This is a genomic window from uncultured Campylobacter sp. (genome assembly GCF_963517995.1).
GTDB lineage: Bacteria > Campylobacterota > Campylobacteria > Campylobacterales > Campylobacteraceae > Campylobacter_A.
Window position 1 is genome coordinate 18954 of record NZ_CAUQHQ010000005.1, and the last position, 21129, is coordinate 40082.

The following is a 21129-nucleotide window of genomic DNA, read 5'->3' on the forward strand; positions in this document are numbered from 1 at the left end:
GGCGGATATGAAAGGCGAGTTTTTAGCGCTTTAATCCGCCTTAAAAATACGCCTAAATTCGGCCGTAAATTTAACGCTCGGACGCGCAAAAACAAAGCCGCAACGAAGCGCAAATTTGGATTTAATCTAGCAAAGCATCAAAAATCCATAAAACGCCCTGTTAATCCGCATTTGATTAAGCGCGAAACGGCAGTGAAAACGGCTAAATTTACGGGCACCCATCCAAACTTATTTAAATTTAGAGCGGCTAAATTTAATGCTAGGGAGCGCTTCTTGCTAATCCTGGCGCTTGGCTTAATCTCGCAAATTTAAACGGCTCAAAACAAACCCAAAAATCCGCAACCAAGCGCAAATCTCGCCCTACCGCCGCTAGACCCGCAAACTCCTAGCCGCCGAGCCAGCCCGTTTATCCCTTTTGCTAGCTTTTTATCCTTGCGGATAAATGCCCCTTGCTTAAGCGGTTGCTTTATGAAGGCTATCTTGGGCGATAAATTTAGCGCTTCTTAGGCTTTGCCGCGAATTTATCCAAAAGGGCTTTTTATAACCGCGCGCCGAGATTTCGCAAATGCCCTTTAAAGCGTCCTCGTTTCTTCAAAGCTATATTTTGTCGGCGCCTAAATTTCCTACAAATGCTTCGCACCTCACGGCAAGCGCCAGACGGTATCTTGTCTAAAATTTCAAGGTTGTTTCATCTCTTTAAAAGCGGTCTTACAAAGCATAAATATAAAATCGACGTTTATAAAACGACTTCGACCGCGTAAATGTCGTCAAATTTGACCCTCGTTTTTACCACCGTTAGGCTCTTATCCGTTAAGTTTACGTTTGAGACCAGCCCCTCTATATTCGCGTAGCCCTGCCCGTCGTGGTATGTGATTTTTACCTTGTCGGCGGGCTTTAGTTTGCCTATTTTATTTAGGATTTCTTCTATTTTTGATTCGTCAAGATCTAGCTTTTCGCTCTTTTCTCGCTCCTGTGCTTTTAGGGCTTTTTCTAGGGTCGAGAGGGGATTAAACGAGCTAAAGATCTTGGCTCTATCTTTATTCACCACTTTTGTGTCCTCCTATCTTTTTGTTTCTATCTCGTCCGGTGGCCTCCGGTAGCAGGTCGATGGCCCTTAGGATGGAGTTTTTGCCGTATTTTTCTTTTATCTTATTTAGGGTTTTTAGCACCGTTTTTTCTTTTGCGTTTTCTTCTTCGAAGAGGCTTCTTTCAGTTTTGCCTTCCTTTACGACGTCGTTTGACGATATGCCGATTTGCCTGATGAGGCCTGCGTTTTTTATCTTTTTTAGATATAGCTCCTGCGCCGCGTCCATGAGTATGCTAGCGATATTGCTCGGGGTTTTAAACCTTACCGTAGCTCTTTGCGCGGGTTCGTTTTTGTCGGCGAATTTGATATTTATCGTGAGCCCGCTAGCCCGCACCTCTTCGTTGATCATCTTTAGAGCCAGCCTATCGGTCATCTCTTTTAGCACGATTAGAGCCTCTAGCCTCTCGTAGTCTCTAGGTAAAATTTCCGAGCTAAAGTATGATTTGGTTGAGGGCCTATAGGCCTTGATATCGGCTATGGTGGTAGGCTCGATACCGTTTGCGTGATCTAGCGCGATGTAGGCGTCGATGCCAAACACTCTTTCTAGCAGGTTAAATGGCGCGTTTGCCATATCCTTCATGCAAAATATCCCGTATCTCTCAAGCTTCGCCCTAGTTTGCTTGCCTATACGCCAAAAATCATTTAGCGGCTGATGCGTCCAGAGCTTTTCTTTATATAGCGCTTCGTCTAAAAAGGCGATATTATCCTCGCTGTGCTTAGCTAGGATGTCAAGGGCAATTTTAGCTAGATACAAATTTGTCCCCATGCCGCAGGTGGGCGTTACGCCAGTTGTTTTTAGGATGTCGTCCATTATCATCTTTGCCATGGCTCTGGCTTCTATTTTGTAAAATTTTAGATACGAGGCGAGGTCGATAAACGCCTCGTCGATGGAGTAGACGTAGATGTCCTCTTTGGCGACGTATTTTAGGTAGATGCCGTAAATTTTAGCCGCGTAGTCTATGTAAAACTGCATCCTGGGCGGCGCGATGATGTATTTGATATTTTTAGGTATTTCAAACAGCCTGCATCTGTTTTTTACGCCAAGCGCCTTTAGAGCGGGACTAACAGCCAGGCACACGCTGCCCTCGCCTCTAGTGGCGTCGGCGACGACTAAATTTGCCTCAAATGGATCAAGCCCTCGCTCCACGCACTCGACCGAGGCATAGAAGGATTTTAGATCGATGACGGCGTAGGCTGGAGTTTGGGTTTTCATAAGTAGTTAAATTTGCTAGTGCAACAAGCTTAAAAGGCGGCAAGGCGGGTTAAATTTGGCTCCGCCGCCGCAAATGCTTTTAAATTTAGCCTAAAACGCATCGTCGATAGCTTGGCAGATGATATGCCCTATCATTATGTGCATCTCTTGGATGCGCGGCGTGTCGTTTGACGGCACGACCAAATTTAGCTCGCAAAGCTCGTTCATAGCGCCCCCCGTGCGGCCGCTTAGCCCGATCGTTTTGATACCGATTTTTTGCGCTAGCTCGAGCGCTTTTAGCACGTTGCCGCTGTTTCCGCTAGTAGAGATCGCGATGAGCAGATCGCCCTCGCGGCCCAGAGCCTCCAGCTGACGCGAGAAAACAAACTCATATCCGTAGTCGTTACCGATCGCCGTTAGCGCTGAGGTGTCGGTCGTTAGAGCTATGCCCGCTAGCGCGCCACGCTCGGTTTTATAGCGACCCGTTAGCTCGGCTGCGATATGCTGCGCGTCCGCTGCGCTTCCGCCGTTTCCGCAAAGCAAAATTTTACCGCCCGCCTTTAGCGTCGCTACCGCCGTTTCGCAGGCTTTTTTGATGTCAGCTTCCAGTGCAAATGTCGCTTTTATCGTGGCTAGATGTCCCTCTAGCTCGCTTTTTATCATCTCTTCAGTCTTCATCTTTTATCCTTTTTATCGTCGCGCTCGTGCTTTTGCCCGCTACGAATTCCACTAGCCGCACGTCTTTTACGACGCTGCTGCCGACGACTTCTTTACCTTCGTAGTCCGCACCCTTTACGAGCACGTCGGGACGCAGTTTTTCGATCAATTTTAGAGGCGTAAGCTCGTCAAATATCGTCACGTAATCAACCGCACCAAGCGCCGCTAGCACGGTAGCGCGGTCGGCTTGCGCGTTTACGGGACGAGCGTCGCCTTTTAGCGCGCGCACCGAGGCGTCCGAGTTTAGTCCGACGACTAGTATATCGCCAAATTCCCGCGCCTTAGCTAGATAGCTCACGTGCCCCGCGTGCAGGATATCAAAGCAGCCGTTTGTAAAAACCAGCCGCTTTTCGCCGCGGTTAGCTAGCGTCGCGGCTAGCTCGTCCGCGCTTTTGATTTTCTCCTCGAAGCCCGCCGCGTTTTTACGGCGTACGAGTTCGTTTATCTCCTCAAAGCTTGCCGTTGCCGAGCCGACTTTGGCCACGACGACCGCGGCGGCTAAATTTGCCGTCTCGATCGCTTTTTTGATGCCTTCGCCGGCGCCCAGCATCACGCCCAGCGTCGCTAGCACCGTATCTCCAGCGCCCGTGACGTCAAAGACCTCTTTTGCCAGAGCAGGAAATTTAACCGCCTGAGCGTCCTCTAAAAGCGCGATGCCCTCTTCTGAAATCGTAATCAGCGAATGGGTCAAATTTAGCTCGTTTTTTAGTAAATTTAGCGCCGTAAAAAGCTGCTCGTCGTTTTCTATTTTAAAGCCCACGGCCTCGCCCGCTTCTTTTTTATTTGGCGTTAGCAGCGTGGCGCCCTTATACTTCGAGTAGTCCGCGCCTTTTGGATCGATGAGCACGGGTTTGCCCGCATCCGCGCATGCCTTTATGAGTTTTTGACACAGCGACGGCGTCAGCACGCCCTTGCCGTAGTCTGATAGCAGCGCGACGTCGTAGCTCTCTAGCGCACGGGCGAAATTTGCCGCTAGCTCGTCCTCGCACGTTACGGCTTCGACGCTTTCTTTATCGATTCGCACGACTTGCTGATGCGTCGCCATCACGCGGCTTTTTATCGAGCTCGTGCGTCCGATCTCGCGCTTGATAAACTCGGGTTTAGCGCCCTGCTCCCGCAATATCCGCTCTATCTCGTCGCCCGTCTCGTCATCGCCTAGCACGCTCATAACGCCCACTTTTGCGCCTAGCGAGAGCAAATTTAGCACCACGTTGCCCGCTCCGCCTAGGCGTTTGGTTTCGTTTTTTATCTTTACTACTTGCACGGGAGCTTCGGGCGAGATACGCTCGCAGCTGCCCCAGATGTAGTGATCTAGCATCAGATCGCCCGCGACTAAAGCACGCACTTCACGCATTTATCTCTTCCTCGTATATCCTTTTTATCTCGGCCGCGTAGTCTTTTATGCCCTCTTCTAGGCTAAATTTAGGCTCGTAGCCAAGCGCCTTTTTAGTCGGCTCGATGTCGGCTTGCGTATGGAACTGATATGAGCGCGCGTACGGATTTGGGATGTATTCGCAAGGCAAATTTGACCCCAGCTCGCGCTGCAAGATATCTACGATCTCTTGGAAGCTTCTTGCCGTGCCCGTAGCCGCGTTATACACGCCGCTTGGCGCGTTTAGGGCTAGCAGGTTTGCTTGCACGATGTCTTTTATATAGACGAAGTCGCGTTTGATTTTATCGCTACCCTCAAAGAGGCGCGGATTTTTCCCGCTTAAAATTTGCAGACCAAACTGCAGCACCATCGAGGCGGTCTTGTTTTTATAAAACTCCCTCGCGCCGTAAACGTTAAAGTACCTTAGACCCACGACCGCTACGCCCTTTTTAGCGTATTTTCGGCCCAGATCGTCCATTTTTAGCTTTGAAAAGCCGTAGACGTTATTTGGCGCTTCGCATTCGCCCACTCTTTGCGGGCTTTTTGCGTTGCCGTACGTAGCGCCCGAGCTCGCGTATATCATGCGCGCGCCCGTTTTTTCGCAGATATCTAGCAAGTCTTTAAAGCTATTTAGATTTGTCCTTACGAGCTCGCCTTGCTCGGTTACCGTGGTATCCGAGATCGCCGCCTCGTGAAAGATTGCTTCGGGAGCGAATTTCTCGATCATGGCTAGCGTTTTTGCGCAGTTTATGTCGCCCTCGTAAATTTCGCCCGAAAATCCGAGCAAATTTTTAAAATGCCCGAAGCTTTTTAAGTTACCGTTGCCAAATTTCTCATCGCTTCTAAATTTATCCACGGCGAGCACTTCTACGTCTTTTAAATTTTCATCGAAATAATGCGCCAAATTTGAGCCGATGAAGCCCGCAGCGCCCGTTATTACGACCTTTTTTATATCTTTCATATTTTTCCTTCTTTTTTTAAAAACTCTAGCGCCTCAGCCACGCTTTTTAGCCGGTCTCCGAGCTTTAAATTTACCCCTACGCCCGCGCTTTGCCCCGCCTGCACGTCGCTATCCTTATCGCCTATCATGATTGAGCGCGCAAGGTCGATATTTAGCTCGTTTGCGGCCTTTAGCAGCATGCCTGGCTTTGGCTTGCGGCAGCTACAAAGAGTCTCCGGCGCGTGCGGACAAAAGTAAATTTTCTCTATCTTTACGCCCTTTTTTTCAAACTCGCTAAGCATAAACCCGCAAAGCTCGCTAAACTGCTCCAGCGTGTAGTAGCCCCGCCCGATGCCTGATTGATTCGTCACCACGACTAGCGCGTAGCCCGCCTGTGCAAACTCCCTCAAAGCGGCAAAAATGCCCTCTTTAAAAACGAAATCCTCGCGTCTATAAACATAGCCCGCATCCTCGTTTATCACGCCGTCGCGATCAAGAAATAGCGCCTTTTGCGGTTGCGTTTTAAGCTTCGTTTTATCCATGGCGAAAATTATACAAAAAAAATCTAAATTTAACCGAAAATCGCCGCCGGCGCCGCGATATAAACTAATATAAAAAAATAATGTAAAATTTAGCTTTTAAGACTATAATACGCCTGCAATTTTATCAAAAAGGATTGAAAATGAAAAAGCTTATCATTGTTTCAGGAGCTGCCGCATTGCTAGCAGGTAGCCTATTTGCCGCTGACGGCGCGACCCTTTACAACAAATGCAAAGCCTGTCACGGAGCCAAAGCCGAAAAAATGTATCTAAACAAAGTTCCTGCGCTTTCGTCTCTTTCTAAAGAAGAGATCGCTGAAGCTTTAAAAGGTTACAAAGAGGGCAGCCTAGATAAATTTAAGTCTTCTGCGATGATGAAACCTCTAGCAAAAGGTCTTAACGACGAGGATATCGCCGCTCTTTCAGAGTACATCCCTACTCTAAAATAATCCCTTCGGCGGAGTTTTTCCGCCGATTTTTTCTCTTTGACGCTTCATTTTTGCAACATTTTTATAATTTTTCTTTTAACTTTTTAAGACTATAATCTCGTCTAAATTTCTATCAAAAAGGACGAAAAATGAAAATCTATCGCATCGCTACCGCCGTTTTGGCGCTAAATTTATCTCTATTTGCGGCCGACGGCGAAGCTATTTACAAAAAATGCTCGGCCTGTCACGGCGAAAAAGCGGAGGTAAAATACGCAAACAAAGTACCTGCGCTAACTAGCATCAGCAAAGAAGACCGCATAAAAGCGCTACAAGGATACAAAGACGGCTCAAATAACGCCTTTGGCATGGGCAAGGTCATGCAGCTGCACGCTAAAAACCTAAGCGACGAGGATATGGCGGCTGTTAGCGAGTATATAGAGAGCCTAAAATAAGCTCGCGGTTTAAGCTCGCAAATTTACCGCAAGCAGACGAAACAAGTAGCGGCAAGCATTTGCGATAATCGCGAGAGATTGTTTCAGCGCAGGTTTTATTTACTCGCTTAAATCAGGCTTTAAATTTGATTTTATACTTGCATCGAGGCGCGAAAATCGACGGATAAATTTAATACCGCAATTTCGGGCTTAAGGTTAAATTTAGGGCGCGTCTTTAAAGGAATTTAAGATACGCGCCGTAGCGCGGGTTTACAAAATCGCACGCCCGCAAGCGGCGACATAAAAACGCCCGTATTAATGCAAAACCGAGCTAAATTCGAGCTTTTTAGCGGTCGGCTCGGCAAAATCGGATTTCGCGGCCAAATTCTCCGTCGCGAAATTTTAACTCGCGGTCGTAAAAGACGAGGCTAAATTTGATACTCGTTAGGACTTAGCTCTCCTCGCAAGAGCTTACCAAAGCGCGCGGCCGCGGCATCTACGGCATCGTCGCCAAACTCGCCGGGCTCAAATCCGCTACTGATAAACGGCACGGCAAAGTCCATCCCGCAGTAGTTTGCCGTGATCTTAAGCGGCGTTAAAATTTCATCCAAGCTAAAACCAATTGCACCTTGCTTAGAGTATTCGCCAAGCGGAGTGCTGACGCTTAGCGCAAGCTGCAAGACCTTGCCTTTAAGCGCGCCGGAACCCACCAACTCGTGCGAAAAGACGATATCGATATAGGCTTTTAGCATAGGCGGCACGTTTAGCCAGTACATCGGGTACAAAAATACGATGCGCTCGGCAGCCGCTAACGCGTCTTGCTCTGCGCGGGCGTCTATGCGCGCGATATCTAGGCCGTAAAGCCCCTCCAAATGGCGCACTTCGACGTCCGCAGCAGCCTTTGCTACCTGTGACAAGGCTTTGTTTGCGCGAGATGCGGCGAGATTTGGGTGCGATAAAATCACAAGCGTTTTCATGTTTTTTCCTTTGTTTAAATTTGCGGAATCATATCGTTAAAAAGCTAAAAGTAGATTAAGGAGGCTTGCCAGAGCGAAGCTTTTACAAGCAAGAAAGCAAAATTTACAGGATTAAAACACGCCCGCTCGGCGATTGCGGAGATTAAATTTAAACGGCTCCGGGCCGCCTAAACTCCAAGCAGGCGGCATACCCGGCGGGTGCGTCAAGCGGCCGCAAAAATATCGTTAGAGTGAGTAAATTTACGAAGGGATTTTTACAAAAGGCTAAAATTTTCGCCGCCCCGCTCATTTGCGGGCAAAGGCTTTAGGCGCGAATTCGCCCCGTCCGCGCACGAGCCGTCGATAATCGCAAGCACGGATAAGAGCGCATCGTAGGCAATACCTCAAAATATATACGGCGAAATTTCGCTAAAAAGCATATTAAAATCAAAAGTCCGCCGAAGCGACCCGCAAAAAAGTTGGTGGCGCCGAGATTTACGGCATTACAACTATATCTAAAACCGATATGTAAAGCCGCATCGACTTAAATTTAACGACCGCTGCGTAAAATCTGAAATTTTAAGCGCGACGGGAAATTTAACCCGCCGCATACGAATTTTAGTAACCGCGGCGAATGCAAAAACGCCCGATTTTGCTCGAATTTACCCGCGCGGCGCAGCGACGCTTCCGCGTAGTTCGTCAAATTTCACGCCGAGTCTTACCCAGGATTGAAAATTACCGCTTAAATTTGCCGTAAAAATACGCCCCGTCAAATTTAAAAACGCAAATTTACCCCAAATGCCGCCCACGCTCAAAATCAAATTTAGCGGCAAAAGATGAGCTGGACGAGGGCGCAAACTTACCTCACTCAGGCGGCTTATAGCCCTTTTCTTTACGGCGCAGCTCCAGCTCATAGGCGTCGTTTAGCGCGTCTTCGTCGTCAAATTTCGTCCCGTCCAAAAACTTGCGCTCGTCGTCAAACTGCCTGGTTTTAAGCCCCCACAGCAGCGCCGCCAGCCCGCACGCGCCAAGCAGCGTCGAGACGCCGATCATCATCGCCACGACCGCCCCGCTCATCGCTCGCTCCTAGCCCGCATCGCGTTTAGCACGACCGCGACCGAGCTTAGCGACATCGAGAGAGCGGCCACGGCGGGCGCGACGTAGCCGGCCATAGCTAACGGTATCGTCACGGCGTTATAAACGAGCGAAAAGGCCAAATTTTGCCGCACGATGCGGTAGGTCCTGCGCGCGAGCGCTACCGCAGCCGCGAGTGAGGCGGGATCGTCCCTCATCAGCACGACGTCGCTTTTTGCGATACTCACGGCCGCTCCGCTACCCATGCATACGGCCACGCTTGAGAGCGCGAGCGCGGCGGCATCATTGATCCCGTCGCCTACCATCAGCACGTTTCGCTCCTGCTGCGCCAGTCTCTCCACGTATGCGGCCTTGTCCGTTGGTAGCGCGTTTGCGACCGTTTCCTCGATGCCAAGCCCTTCCGCCACGTGCTTTGCGGCGTATTCGTTATCGCCCGTTAGCATCGCCACGCGCATGTCAGCGTTTTTTAGCGCGTCCACGCACTCTTTGGCGCCCTCTTTTAGGCTCTCTTCTAGCTCAAATACCGCCGCGATCTGCCCGCCCACGGCAAAAAAATAACAAGTCCCGCGCACCGCTTCGCCGTCATAAAGCCTCAGCTCGCGCATAAATTTCTCGCTCCCGCCGGCTAAATTTATACCGTCAAATTTAGCCCTTGCTCCGCGCGCCGCGATGTTTTCAAAGCCGCTTAACTCTAAAAGTTTTAAATCCTTAAAATTTGCGCGCAGATACTCGCCCACGGCGCGGCTAACGGGATGATCCGAGCCGCTAACCAGCGAAAAAAGCGCGCTAGCGTCAAATTTGCCCGCATGCGTAAATTTACTCACTTTAAGCCGCCCGGACGTGAGCGTGCCGGTCTTATCAAACACGGCCGTATCGCACTTTGCTAGGCTTTCGATGATGCGCGCTTCTTTAAAAAGTATCCCACGTCTAAAGCCCGCCCCAAGCGCAACGAGTGTGCTAACGGGCGTAGCAAGCCCCAGCGCGCAGGGGCACGAGATCACCACGACCGAGATCGCGACGATGAGCGCGGCGGAGAGCTCGCCAGTGCGCCAGAACCAAAACGCAAACGTCGATAGAGCTATAGCTGTGATAGCGGCCGAAAACCTCGCCGCGATAGCGTCTGCGAGTGCCTGGATTTTAGGCTTTTTGGCTGCGGCGGTTTCGAGCAGATTTATGATACGGGCTAGCACCGACTCGCTAAAGACGGCGCCGACCTCATAAACCAGCGTGCCGTCTACGCAAACCGAGCCGCTTTTTATCTCGTTTTCGCCCTCTTTCGCGCTAAGATATACAGGCGCGCTCTCGCCGCTAAGGCTAGATAGATCAAAGCTCGCCGCGCCGCTGATGGCGATGCCGTCAAGTAGCACGCGCTCGCCCGCTCGCACGACTACGAGTTCGCCTACGCACACCTCCTGTGCGCTTTTTAGGATTATTTCGTCGCCGTTTTTGACGCTAACGGAGTTTAAATTTAACGAGTTTAGATTATCAAGCGTGTCGGCGGCCTTTTTCTTGCTTAAAATTTCCAGATATTTACCGATAAATACGAAAGTAATTATCATCGCAACCGAGTCGAAATACACCTCGCCCTGCCTAGAAAACATCGCGTATATCGAGAAGATATAGGCCGCGAGCGTGCCGGTAACTATGAGGCTATCCATGTTTTGCGTTTTGTTTTTTAGCGCCGTCCAAGCGCCCCTAAAAAACCCGCTTCCCGTATAAAAAAGCACCGGCGTAGCAAGTATAAATTCGGCGAAATTTATGATAGAGCGCACGTCGGCGCGCATGCCCGTGAAGTAGCCGCCGTACTGCGCGACGGCCAGCCACATGATGTTCATCGTGCAAAATATCCCCACAAGCAGCCTAGCGTAAAACTCTCGCCTCTGCCCCGCGAGTCTTTGCTCCTGAGCCTGCGCGTCGTATGGATAGGGCTCGTAGCCGATAGAGCGGATGAGGGCAAAAATTTGAGCTAAATTTATCTCGTTTTCGTCCCAGACGATGAGGGCTTTATTGTTAACCGAGTTTATATTTACCTCTAAAATTCCATTCTGCGCAAATAAAACCTTCTCATTTAGCCAGACGCAAGCCGAGCAGTGGATACCCTCGATGATGAGCGAGATTTTGTTAAATCCGTTCTCGTTTTTGACGTAGTTTTGATAAATAGCCGCGAGGTCTTCCTGCGACTTTTGCGCCGCGTTTTTTGCGCTTATGGCGGGATTTAGCGTAGTTTTACCGAGCCTTTCGTAAAACTCATTAAGCCCGCTTGCGTTAAGTATCTCGTAAACTCCCGCGCACCCCTCGCAGCAAAACAGCTCCCCGCCGCGCTCTATCAGCGCCTCGCGCTCAAATTCGCCCCTGCAATGCGCGCACTTAAATTTGCCCATAAATTACTTTTTTCTTTCGTTTTAAGATTTTAGATTATACGAAAAATTTCTAAAGCCTCGCTTGATTTTGCGAGCTTTGGCGCGGATTTTCCTTGCACCCGAATTTGAGGGCAAATTTGAAAGACTTTGCTCACGCATAGACGTAACTATAAATTTAATCAGATTTAGCCAAAACCCGCATCTTGAAAACGCCGGCAAATTTACGAGAAAGTTTTTAATGTTTGCAAATTTCAGCCTCGAATTTTAACTATAAAAAACAAATTTAAGGCGCATAACCCGCCAAATCAATCGTTTCTCACGCACCGCACAGAATTAATATCAGAAACAAAGCTCAAACCGTCAAGACCGCCCATAAAATATACAACCCAAACTTTAGATGGATCACTAGCACTTTTTGTTAAGGTCCAGTAGCCAGAGTCTAATACGTAATCAAAAGAATAATTTATGGCTGGGTTAAATTTACTTTTATCTGCAATAGCCGTCAACTCATATACAGTAGGCAATCTCCAGTCTTTGTGCCCTGCAAGATTTACAAGCTTACAGTATTCTATAGCTTGCTCTAATGTTCCTGTAAAAGTTTGAGCCTCATCTTGCCAAACTAGTTTACCCAGCTTTTTGTCACTACATATTACTACATTTTTATCATTATCTCGGTAACAGGTAGGAGTTAAAATATCGGCACTAAGCAATCCGCAAAACACTAAAAATAAAGTTATATATCTTTTCATGCTTTTCCTTTTCATTTACAAAATTTTAAAATCAATTATATCTTCTAACACATCGTATAAATAAACTATCAGACGGTGTCTGAAGATAAACAAAACCGCTCCTAAAACCTACGGTCCACACCAAAGACGAACCATTTACTAATTTGGCCAAACTCCAATATTTATCGTAATTGATACTACTTTGTGTCACTTTTTTATACATAATATGCTTAAAGGCTTTATTTATTGCGGGACTAAATTTATTTTTATCTGTAATACTTATTAGCTCATTTATTGTTGGCAGTCTCCAGTCACTAAACCCTGCAAAGCTTAAATTTTCGCAGTATTTTACCGCCTCGTCATAATCGCCTTTAAATATCTCCTCGCCATCTTGCCACATAAGTTTATAGACGCTATCCGTGACGACGTTTTTGGCGTCGTCCCTGCTAAAACCCGCCGTAAAACCTGGCGCGTCCGCCCCAAACGCTGCGCTAGAACACAGCAGGCACACCAGCGAAGCGGCTATTATTTTTCTCACATATCCTCCTTTGAAATATTTATTAAACAATAAAATTATACCACGGCAATAAATATTTTCACGCAAACTCCCTATCTATCACGATGAAAATTTTATATTCCGGAAAGCTTAGCGATATCTCGCGCTCTATCTCGGCGCGCAGACGGCTTAGGTTTTTCTCGGCAAAATCGACCACTACGTCAAACCTCACGCTCTTTTTCTTAGTATCGATGAAAAATGCGTGAAATCCGCGCACGCTGCTAAATCGCAAAAGTAGATTCGCCACGCAGGCGCGGCTCTCGTCCTGCCCCAAATTTACGCTATAAACGCCGAAAACCAGATAAATCCTGTAAATTTTATAAATCTCGATTTGAAGCTCGTTTAACCTCTGCGAAACCTCGCTAAGGGGCAAATGCTCGTCTATCTCGACGTTTACCGAGCCGACGTATCGCTGCGCGCCGTAGTTGTGCAGGATCAGGTCGTATGCACCGCGCACGATCTCGCAGCGATTTACGGCGGCGTAAACTTCGTCGCTGATCTCTTTTTCCACGCGCTGACCGATGATTTTATCGAAGGTTTCTTTTATCAAAAGTACGCCGTTTACGATAATAAAAAGCGAAGCCAAAGCGCCCGCGTAGCCGTCTATCTGGACGTCGGCGAAGTACGACAGTGCGGCGGAAGCAAGAATCACGCAAGATATGATCGCGTCGCCCACGGCCTCCTGTCCGACGGCTCTAAGCGAGATAGATTTGGTCTGTTGGCCGATCTTTTTGTAGTAAAAGCCGAGCGCAAATTTGACGAATATCGCACAGAATAAAAACGCCAAAAACGGCATCGTAAAATTTGTCGGCTTGGGCGCGAAGATATTTTCTACCGAAGTTTTTAGAAACTGAAATCCCAGCATCAGCACGATGACCGAGACTATAAGACCGCCGATATACTCGGTCCTGCCGTAGCCGTAGGGGTGGGGCTTCGCCCGGCATCTTGCTAGCTAGTTTTGAGCCAAATATCGTGATGATACTTGAGCCTGCATCGCTAAGGTTATTTACGGCGTCTGATATCAGCGCGACCGAGTTTGAGACCATAGCGATAAAAATTTTCGCCCCGGCTAAGAAAAAATTCGTAACTATGCCGATAAGCGCGGTTTTTATGATCGTTTTTTCGCGCTTGCCGTCTTTAAAATCCATCATGTTGAGATTCCTTTTCATTTTTGGCGTATTATACCGCTTCTTGACATCAAAGCCAAAATTTTATAAAATGCGGGCTTTCAAAACTTCTTTTGAAACTTAAATTTATCTACAAAATTATTCCGTAATTTTAAAGAGGACACGATGGAAAATAACGCAACCCAGCCTGCAAATTCGGCGCAGGAAAATCAAAAAACGACCAAAAAATATCCAAACTCGCGCACTCATATCCCCGTCGACGGCCACAAAATCGAAGAACTAAGGATGCTAAGCTTAGATGAGCTAGTGCAGATAGCAAACAGCGTTGGCGTCGAAAATCCGCGCGAATTTCGCAGGCAGGATTTGATATTTGAGATACTAAAAGCCCAAACCAAACAAGGCGGATTTATACTTTTTACGGGCATTTTAGAGATTATGCCAGACGGCTACGGCTTTTTGCGCTCGGTAGACGCAAACCTCAGCGACAGCTCAAACGACGCCTACGTCTCAAACTCTCAAATTCGCAAATTCGCCCTACGCGTGGGCGACATCGTGACGGGTCAAGTGCGCGAACCAAAAGATCAGGAAAAATACTACGCCCTGCTAAAAATCGAAGCACTAAACTATATGCCGCTAATCGAGGCCAAAGAGCGCCCGCTGTTTGACAACCTAACCCCGCTTTTCCCGACGGAAAAACTTCGCCTAGAGTACGACCCGATGAAGCTAACCGGCCGCGTGCTTGATCTCTTTACGCCTCTTGGCAAGGGTCAGCGCGGCCTCATCGTGGCTCCTCCAAGAAGCGGTAAAACCGAGCTCATGAAAGAGCTAGCTCACGGCATCGCGCGCAACCACCCCGAGTCGCATCTCATGGTCTTGCTCGTGGATGAGCGCCCTGAGGAGGTCACCGACATGCAGCGCTGCGTAAAGGGCGAGGTATTTAGCTCGACGTTTGACCTACCTGCGATGAACCATGTACGCGTCGCCGAACTCGTCATCGAAAAGGCCAAGCGCCTCGTAGAAATGGGCAAGGACGTCATCATCCTGCTTGATAGCATCACTCGCCTAGCGCGCGCGTATAACACCGTAACTCCGCCAAGCGGTAAGGTCCTAACCGGCGGCGTGGACGCAAACGCCCTACATAAACCTAAACGCTTTTTCGGCGCGGCGAGAAATATCGAGCACGGCGGCAGCCTCACCATCATCGCCACCGCGCTCATCGACACAGGCTCGCGTATGGACGAGGTTATTTTCGAGGAATTTAAAGGCACGGGCAACAGCGAGATCGTGCTAGATCGCAACATCTCCGACCGCCGAATTTACCCGGCCATCAACGTACTAAAATCAGGCACCAGAAAAGAAGAACTACTGCAAAAACCCGACGAACTGCAAAAGATCTGGGCTATCCGCTCGGCGATAGCTACGATGGATGATGTAGAGGCGCTTAAGTTTTTATACGCCAAGATGCTAAAAACCAAGGACAACAAAGAGTTGCTTTCGATATTAAACGAGTCGTAAATTTGCGCCCTTTGGGCTAAATTCGACAGTTCATCTTGATCTTGCGCGCGAGTCGTTTGGCTCGCCGACCTACTTTAAAACGCTCTAAATTTTATAATTTTATGGACTTATCTTTCTTCGCATATTCTACCTTTTGTCACTCTGTTAAATTTGCGCCTAAAAATACAAGCACTCATAAATAAGCATAACACCCTAATTTTTCTTAGCTGCTACAACTTTGTAGGCTTTTTATATCGTCAATTATTGCGACTTGTGCCAAATTTACAAAAACATTTTGCTTAACGCACGCTTGCTTTACTTAAATTTTGCCACATTGCCGCGCAGTAGTGCCTTAGCCGCCTCCAAAAACTCCGCCTTTACGCCCGCTTTTGCGAGATTATCGCTTAGCCCCGCGTCGATTAGATACTTATTTAGCGAGCCGTTAGCGTTAGCTAGATCGGCGTTTAGCTTTTTCGTATCGGTATCGTATTTTTTAGCGAGCTTATCGTTTTGCTCTTTTAGCTCGTCAAATTTAGCTTCAAGCTCGGCGTATTTCTCGGCATCCACCGCGTCGCTATTTTTAGCTTTTAGCTTTTTTACCTCGCTTAAAAGCTCTTTGTTTTTAGCGTTCATTGCTTCTTTTTCGGCTTGCAAATCACTAACTTGCTTTTTTAGCTCCTCAATATCCATTCTATCCTCCACGAGAGTAAATTTAAGGCACGGCCTTTGATAGAATAGTAACTTAAATTTTAAAGCGGGTTGGTTTGGTAAAAATATGGTATAATAAGAGTATCAGAGCGATAATGCCTCAGTGGGTCAGAGGGGGAGGCGCAAGCCTCGTTATGATTGGGTTCAACTCCCTTTTATCGCTTTGTATCTTTTTATCGTCTGCACTTTAGTTTTTCCGTAGGTTTGCAATATCCCTTTATCCGTAAAATACGCATAGCACAACTCATTATCGCTTTTCCAAAAGAAATTTATCGTATCGTTACCCATTTCGTCTTTGCCGTAGTATAAATTATCCTCGGTCAAATTTAACGGCATATCGAAAAACTGACGGGCGCTTAACGCATTGCCGTCTTTTATCTTTTTTAGCCTCATACCGTGCAGCAGTTCTCTTTGCGTTGCCGCTTTTAGTTTTCCGCTCGTTTCTATGCCGCGCGCTTTTAGTTCGTTTATCGCTCTCGGGCTTAGCGTGGATAGTGTTAGCGGCTCTTTTAGCGGCGGTCTGTATCCTGCTTTCGTAAAATCCACGTCCGCAAACATAGATTTTAATTTATTACTCGCTCTAGTTCTAGCGCCCAAGCTGCTTAAATCGCTTAGATTTACGCTCCGCCCCTGCTGCGTTATCAAATCCCGCATAGTGATTTTACCCTGCATAAATAGCTCGGCTCTGCCTTTACCTAGCGTCTTTTCTATCGTTTCGGGGCTTTGAGTTTTTAGCCAGTCGTTAAACGTCATATCCTGCGGCACGTAGCCGTTCATCGACGATCTCGTGCGATCGTTTGCGCCATCCATTCCCTCGACGCCTAGCTCTTCCCAGCTTTTAGTTACGGGTATTATGACGCTACGGCAATTAAAATGCGTATTTACGCGCGGTTTGCGAAACGGGAATTTATGCCCGATAGGCTCGTAGTCTTTATCCCAGATTAGCCCGTCGTAGGCACGGCACAGTTCTGACGTGCGAGTATCTAGCGTGGCTTGGTATTTGTAGCATTTTATGACGTCGTCGTTTGCTTCAAAAAAGGCTTGGCGAATTTCGCTTACTATTGCGCCATGCCAAAAATAGCAAAACGGTATGCAAATTTAACGAGCTAAATCAAACGCCTCAAATTTCTAAGACTTCAGGCTCTCCAAACAGTCGTTTGGCTTCTTTTAAAACCGCTTGAGTTTTTGCAGCTTTGGGATCGGCTTGGGTTTTTGTAGCCAAATTTGGCGTAGGATTTTGAGCGTTCAAATTTACCTCGTTTGAGGACGAGTCGTCAAAATTCGCTTCGCTTTGAAACTCGTCGCCGATTAAATTTGCCGTATCTAAATTTTGCCTTACAGCCGCGTTTACAGGCTCGTTCGCGTCTTGTTCGAATGGTGCGGCGGTACCCTCATAGTCCGCCGCCTCGCTAAACATCTCGCTCACATCGTCCAGATCAAACGGCGGCTCGCCGAAGTTTGCCGTTTGCGGCACACTATTTTGGTTAAATTTAGCACCGCCGCTTGGTTTTTGCTCCGTTTTTGCGGTATTTTGACTCTCCAGCCGCTTTAGCTCGTCGTCTAAAAACGCCAGATCCGCCCCCGCTATGGCGCCGTCATCGGTCTTAAATTTCAGCGAATACGCCTCATGAAAATCGTGCGTGTCGTCGCGCATACTCTCAAAATCGGGCACGAATTTAGGCTCGGTCGGCTGATCTAAACCCGCCTGCATTTGCGAGTTTTGCGTCAAATTTGCCGTATTTTCGTTTAAATTTAAGGTCTCGGTTTCGTCGCGTAACGAGTCGCTATTTGTTTGCGCGCTCGGAGCCGAGTCGCTTGCCGCTTGCAAAATATCCGCTTGCGCTTGTGGCGTCAAATTTTGCGTTTGCTCGTCCTGTTCGCCGCTTTCAAATTCGGCGCCCAAATTTTGCTCCGAGGCTGTATCCGCACCCTCCTCCTCGCTACCGCCTGCAAACAAATTTCCCGTCAAATTTGAGGATTCTTGCTCTTGGGCGTTTTGATTTAAATTTTCCTCCGAACCGTTTGCGTCAAATTTAGCGCCCTCTAGGCCTGAAACAGTTTCGTTGCCCTCAAATTTGTCCGCACTGCCGCGCTCAACGTCCAAATTTGCCGCACTTTCCGTCGTCAAATTTGCCGCCGCACCCTTTTGCTCTTGCACCCCTACATCCGGGCTTTGCTTGGGAGTTATCTTTATCTTTGCGCTCTCGCCAAAAAGACTACGCAAAATCTGCAAAATCACCTTCGAGCTCTCGCGAAGCCGCTTCTGATCGTCGCCCGCCGCACTTGAGGCCAGACTCATGCAGCCGTCTGAAAACTCCAAAAACTCGATGCAGTTTTTAAAGCACTCGCCAAGATCAAAGCTGCGGTCGTAAATTTTGGCCAAAAACGCCTCGTAAGCGGGATTTGGAGTTTTCGCGGCGCCGGTTTGGCCACCCGGCTCTTGGGGAGTCTGAGCGCTCAAATTTGCCGAGCCGACCAGTGTCCTTGCGCTTAAATTTTGCCCCTGAGTCGCGCCGTTTTGCGAGGCGAGTTTAGGCACGTTTGCACCCGTCAAATTTAATCCGTCCATAGAGGCTGAAATTTGACCCGTCCGCGCAGGAGCCGTAAATTTAGCCGTTTCGCTTCGTCCGCCCGCAAAATTTGAAGCCGCTCGCGCCTGCGAATCCGCAAATTTTTCCCTCGCGTCAACGGCTATCATCTCGTCGATCGATTTTAGATTTATCGCCTCGATCATCATAAAAAGCATCACGCCAAGCACGAATCCGGCGTCGCTACTAACGCTTAGCATCGAGCGCGCCTGCGAGAGGATCCTAAAAAATCTCTCGTACAAAAGCAGCGAGTATTTCGGACTCTGCGCGAGGAAATTCGCCTTGAGATTTGCCGTTATCTCGTCTATCACCATCTCGGCATCGTAGCTCTCCAGCTGCGCTACAGCCGCGCTCACGGCAGGTTTATCGCCGCTCATAACAAGCGATAAAATCTCCTCTATACGCTGCGGATCAAGGAGTCCCAGCATCTGCGCGACGGCGCTTTGCGTTAGCTCGCCCTTGGCATAGATGATGGCCTGATCTAGCAGAGTGAGAGTGTCGCGCAGCGAGCCCGCGCCGCTACGAGCGAGTATCTCGAGAGCCTCTTTTTCGTGCGGGACGTTTTCGCGGTTTAGGATAAAGTCAAGATGCGCGACGACGTCCGGGCGCGAGATCTGGCGAAATCTAAAATGCTGCGTACGCGATAGTACGGTGGCGGGCAGCTTGAGCGGATCGGTCGTGGCCAGGATAAATTTGACGTAGGGCGGCGGCTCCTCGAGCGTCTTTAGCAGCGCGTTAAACGCGGGCGTGGAAAGCATATGCACCTCGTCGATGATAAAAATCTTAAAGCGCGCGATCGCCGGAGCGTACTTGGTCTGCTCGATGAGCCCCTTTATATCGTCGATACCGCGGTGGCTGGCAGCATCCATCTCGATGATATCGATGTGGCGGCCTTCGTTTGCGGCGATGCAGTTGGCGCACTGCTCGCAGGGCCGGCTAGTCGGGCCGCGGTCGCAAACCAGCGCCTTTGAAAATATCCTAGCGCTTGATGTCTTGCCGCTGCCGCGAAGCCCCGAAAAAAGGTAGGCGTGAGTGAGGCGGTTCTCGTCCAGAGCGTGCGTGAGGCTGGTGCTGACGGCCTCCTGGCCTACGAGCTCGCTAAAATTTCGCGGTCTATATCTAAGCGCTAATGCTTGCAACACGGATTTTTCCTTAAATTTAAAATTAAGATATTCTACTTTTTTTTGGATAAAAATTTAATATATTACGGCTCGGCGCGTCGCGAGGCGGGATAAATTCCGGCGAGGAAATTTGCCTGCAAGCGCTAATCCGTCGCATGCAAGTACCCGGCGGGCAAATTTGACGCGCGTGCTGCTTGCTCACTATAAACCGCGATAAATTTAACGCAAAATAGCCCAGCCCAAACGCCGCCAAATTTAGCCGCGGATATTTTGGCAATTTCGCGATTTTTGCTATAATCGGGCGAAAATGAAATTCAAAAAAGGGAAAAAATGAGAAAAGTTATATTATGCGCGGTTGTTTTGGCATTTGGATTATTAGCTGCGGGTTGCGAGAGGAACGACTACCAGCACCCGATGTACCGCTCTACTAAAAATAAATAACTCTAAATCAGGAGGTTGCTCGCCGCCTTAAAATTTCACCACTCGCAGGTTTCTTTCGTTTTATAAGGTTATGGATACGGATAAATTTAACGCATTAAATGTAGAAAAAGCGGCAAATTTTAGCAAACGAAGTGGATCAAATTTGAGATAAATTTAATTTACTCAAATTTGATCCCGGTGTCGCGCCTTAAATTTACCGCCCCAAACGCATGCGACCAAAGGGCTCAAATCAGCTACAGATCGCCAAACAGCGCTTTTAGGTCCTTCGCATTCTCGTCTTTAGCCTCGCCTCTAGCGCCAAGCTCGTTTAGCTCGATCTCGTGGCCTGTTAGCATGCTAGCTAGCCTGATATTTATACCGCTCTTGCCGATAGCCTTGCTCTTTTGCTCGGTTACTAGGCTCACGACGGCTTTACCGTCATCGCCGATTTTTACGGAGCTGATGATTGCGGGCGCCATCGCACGGGTAATGAGGATCGCAGGCTCGGCCGAATACTCGATCGCGTCGATATTTTCGCCGTTTAGCTCCTTTGTGACGGCGTTTATGCGCACGCCTTTGGTGCCCACGGTCGCGCCCACGGGATCGACGTTAGGCGAGGTGGCTACGAGCGCTACTTTAGCTCGTTCGCCCGGGATTCTAGCGCTTGCGGCGATCAGCACTAGTCCGTCTTTGATCTCCGGTACTTCGGCTTTTAGCAGAGCTTCGAGGAACTTTGGCGACGTGCGGCTTAGTTCGACCTTGATACCCATAGATTTGTCGATATAGACGCTTTTTATGACGGCTTTTACGACGTCGCCGGGCTTAAATTTCTCGCCTTTTATGCGGTTTTTGCGCGGCATCACGGCTCGCAGCTCGTCTATCTCGATAAAGGTATTTTCCTCGCTGTCCACGCGCGTGACGGAGCCAAAAACCATGTGCCCGACCATGTCTTGATACTTTTGGAAGATTTTTTCCTCCATCAAGCGCTGGATGTGATACTCAAGCTCCTTGTGAAGCGTCTGCGCGGCGGTGCGGCCGAGGTTGTCGGTAGATAGCTCGTATGTTAGCTCGTCGCCGATCTCTACCTCAGAGTCTACTTTTTTAGCTTCGCTTACGCCGAGATAATGCTCGTTATCCTCTGCTAAGCGCTCGTCGCCATCCTCTACGACGGTGATTTTTTGATATAGATGAAGGGTCTTGGTCGCATTATCTATAACCGCGTCGTATTCGTAGTTTTCTCCGTAAATTTTCTTTGCGGTGTTGATAATGG

Annotated in this window: 20 protein-coding genes and 1 pseudogene; 3 read left to right on the plus strand and 18 right to left on the minus strand. The window is 48.6% G+C overall.

The features are described from left to right. Nucleotides 1–736 precede the first annotated feature (736 nt). From RYL88_RS01130 to gmhB, 6 genes are all read right to left on the minus strand, one after another. Entirely contained in the window at nucleotides 737–1045 is a 309-nt protein-coding gene (locus RYL88_RS01130; protein WP_314988614.1) for a YolD-like family protein, read from the minus strand. Further along, entirely contained in the window at nucleotides 1038–2300 is a 1263-nt protein-coding gene (locus RYL88_RS01135) for a DNA repair protein (RefSeq protein ID WP_314988615.1), read from the minus strand. The genes RYL88_RS01130 and RYL88_RS01135 overlap by 8 nt, the downstream gene beginning before the upstream one ends. Before the next feature lie 90 nt (nucleotides 2301–2390). Continuing rightward, a complete protein-coding gene (gene gmhA, locus RYL88_RS01140) occupies nucleotides 2391–2957 on the minus strand; it encodes a D-sedoheptulose 7-phosphate isomerase (protein WP_314988616.1) in 567 nt (188 codons plus the stop codon). Further along, the gene (rfaE1, locus tag RYL88_RS01145; RefSeq protein WP_314988617.1) at nucleotides 2947–4350 is read right to left on the minus strand and encodes a D-glycero-beta-D-manno-heptose-7-phosphate kinase; all 1404 of its coding nucleotides are present in this window, start codon (nucleotides 4348–4350) and stop codon (nucleotides 2947–2949) included. Before rfaE1 ends, gmhA begins: the two co-directional genes overlap by 11 nt. After that, entirely contained in the window at nucleotides 4343–5329 is a 987-nt protein-coding gene (gene rfaD, locus RYL88_RS01150) for an ADP-glyceromanno-heptose 6-epimerase (protein ID WP_314988618.1), read from the minus strand. Before rfaD ends, rfaE1 begins: the two co-directional genes overlap by 8 nt. Continuing rightward, nucleotides 5326–5850, minus strand: a complete 525-nt coding sequence (gene gmhB, locus RYL88_RS01155) for a D-glycero-beta-D-manno-heptose 1,7-bisphosphate 7-phosphatase (RefSeq protein WP_314988619.1) — start codon at nucleotides 5848–5850, stop codon at nucleotides 5326–5328. Before gmhB ends, rfaD begins: the two co-directional genes overlap by 4 nt. Nucleotides 5851–5990: 140 nt before the next feature. Here gmhB and RYL88_RS01160 point away from each other — a divergent pair, with 140 nt between their 5' ends. Both RYL88_RS01160 and RYL88_RS01165 read left to right on the plus strand, forming a co-directional pair. Further along, entirely contained in the window at nucleotides 5991–6296 is a 306-nt protein-coding gene (locus RYL88_RS01160) for a c-type cytochrome (protein WP_295141547.1), read from the plus strand. A 128-nt stretch (nucleotides 6297–6424) separates the two neighbouring features. Then, nucleotides 6425–6727, plus strand: a complete 303-nt coding sequence (locus RYL88_RS01165) for a c-type cytochrome (RefSeq protein WP_314988620.1) — start codon at nucleotides 6425–6427, stop codon at nucleotides 6725–6727. 407 nt (nucleotides 6728–7134) lie between these two features. Here the strand turns inward: RYL88_RS01165 and RYL88_RS01170 are convergent, their stop codons facing one another. The 8 genes and pseudogenes from RYL88_RS01170 to RYL88_RS01205 all read right to left on the minus strand — a co-directional run. Beyond that, nucleotides 7135–7683, minus strand: a complete 549-nt coding sequence (locus RYL88_RS01170; protein WP_314988622.1) for an NAD(P)H-dependent oxidoreductase — start codon at nucleotides 7681–7683, stop codon at nucleotides 7135–7137. 641 nt (nucleotides 7684–8324) lie between these two features. Further along, nucleotides 8325–8576 (minus strand): hypothetical protein, encoded by a 252-nt coding sequence (locus tag RYL88_RS01175; RefSeq protein ID WP_314988623.1) that lies wholly within the window; start codon nucleotides 8574–8576, stop codon nucleotides 8325–8327. Beyond that, nucleotides 8527–8739, minus strand: a complete 213-nt coding sequence (gene ccoS / locus RYL88_RS01180) for a cbb3-type cytochrome oxidase assembly protein CcoS (RefSeq protein WP_002949952.1) — start codon at nucleotides 8737–8739, stop codon at nucleotides 8527–8529. The genes RYL88_RS01175 and ccoS overlap by 50 nt, the downstream gene beginning before the upstream one ends. Further along, entirely contained in the window at nucleotides 8736–11138 is a 2403-nt protein-coding gene (locus tag RYL88_RS01185; protein ID WP_314988624.1) for a heavy metal translocating P-type ATPase metal-binding domain-containing protein, read from the minus strand. The genes ccoS and RYL88_RS01185 overlap by 4 nt, the downstream gene beginning before the upstream one ends. A 284-nt stretch (nucleotides 11139–11422) precedes the next feature. Next, on the minus strand, nucleotides 11423–11866 hold the full coding sequence (locus RYL88_RS01190) for a DUF1566 domain-containing protein (RefSeq protein ID WP_314071055.1): 444 nt from the start codon (nucleotides 11864–11866) through the stop codon (nucleotides 11423–11425). Between the two features lie 31 nt (nucleotides 11867–11897). Continuing rightward, nucleotides 11898–12383, minus strand: coding sequence for a DUF1566 domain-containing protein (locus tag RYL88_RS01195; protein ID WP_314071057.1), 486 nt, complete (start codon nucleotides 12381–12383; stop codon nucleotides 11898–11900). A gap of 58 nt (nucleotides 12384–12441) precedes the next feature. Continuing rightward, nucleotides 12442–13299, minus strand: a complete 858-nt coding sequence (locus RYL88_RS01200; protein ID WP_314988628.1) for a cation diffusion facilitator family transporter — start codon at nucleotides 13297–13299, stop codon at nucleotides 12442–12444. Nucleotides 13300–13396: 97 nt separating this feature from the next. Next, a pseudogene (locus tag RYL88_RS01205) lies at nucleotides 13397–13570 on the minus strand (cation transporter); the annotation flags it as partial. 123 nt (nucleotides 13571–13693) lie between these two features. On the opposite strand from RYL88_RS01205, the gene rho reads away from it, so the two are divergent. Continuing rightward, complete coding sequence (rho, locus tag RYL88_RS01210; RefSeq protein WP_297967417.1) at nucleotides 13694–15043, plus strand: transcription termination factor Rho; 1350 nt, start codon at nucleotides 13694–13696, stop codon at nucleotides 15041–15043. Nucleotides 15044–15337: 294 nt separating this feature from the next. On the opposite strand, the gene RYL88_RS01215 is transcribed toward rho, so the two are convergent. From RYL88_RS01215 to nusA, 4 genes are all read right to left on the minus strand, one after another. Continuing rightward, entirely contained in the window at nucleotides 15338–15712 is a 375-nt protein-coding gene (locus RYL88_RS01215) for a hypothetical protein (RefSeq protein WP_314988625.1), read from the minus strand. 162 nt (nucleotides 15713–15874) lie between these two features. Further along, nucleotides 15875–16540, minus strand: coding sequence for a hypothetical protein (locus tag RYL88_RS01220; RefSeq protein WP_314988626.1), 666 nt, complete (start codon nucleotides 16538–16540; stop codon nucleotides 15875–15877). A 310-nt stretch (nucleotides 16541–16850) separates the two neighbouring features. Next, nucleotides 16851–19457 (minus strand): DNA polymerase III subunit gamma/tau, encoded by a 2607-nt coding sequence (locus tag RYL88_RS01225; protein WP_314988629.1) that lies wholly within the window; start codon nucleotides 19455–19457, stop codon nucleotides 16851–16853. Nucleotides 19458–20113: 656 nt separating this feature from the next. Continuing rightward, nucleotides 20114–21129, minus strand: a 1016-nt coding sequence (gene nusA, locus RYL88_RS01230; protein ID WP_314988627.1) for a transcription termination factor NusA, incomplete at its 5' end; no start/stop codon positions are given.